General features: G+C 66.7%; 1 protein-coding gene. It reads left to right on the top strand.

Translation table 11 applies throughout. The annotated features are described in order from the left end of the window. A partial coding sequence (locus tag EII35_RS15605; protein WP_148098977.1) for a S8 family serine peptidase occupies window positions 1-553 on the top strand: 553 nt, incomplete at both ends.

Genomic DNA, 553 nt, shown 5'->3' with positions numbered 1-553 from the left:
CAGGCCATCGAAGCCGGCGGCGGCATCGCCCAGATCACCCTCAGCAAAGAACTGAAGACCCTCCCCCTCACCGAGCAGGCGACGCCGTCCCAATTCACCTCGTGGGGCGCCACCCCCGAACTCGACTTCCGACCCCACATCGCCGGAATCGGCGGCGAGGTCTACTCCACACTCAACAACAACACCTACGCCTCCAACTCCGGCACCTCCATGGCCTCCCCCCACGTCGCAGGAGTCTTCGCCCTGGGCCTGGACCACTACCGCGACCGCTACTCGAACCTGACAGCCGCGGAACGCAACACCCTGCTCCGCACCGCCATGGCCAACACCGCCAAAATCCTCGAACACACCCCCGGACAGCCCTACGCACCCCGCCAGATCGGCGCCGGACTCGTCCAAACCCAGGACGCCCTGACCACCACCGTCTACGCCACCGTCGACGGTGAACCCCACGTCGCCCTCCGCCAAATCGACGGACCCCGCACCTTCACCATCACCCTCACCAACCGAGGCGACCGCGACCACACCTTCACCACCGGCAGCACCTGCGTCA

Origin of the sequence: Arachnia propionica (genome assembly GCF_003932785.1) — a bacterium.
GTDB classification, from domain to species: Bacteria; Actinomycetota; Actinomycetes; order Propionibacteriales; family Propionibacteriaceae; genus Arachnia; species Arachnia propionica_B.
Note: the sequence above shows the minus strand (reverse complement) of the source record. Positions and strands in the feature narration are given on the sequence as shown.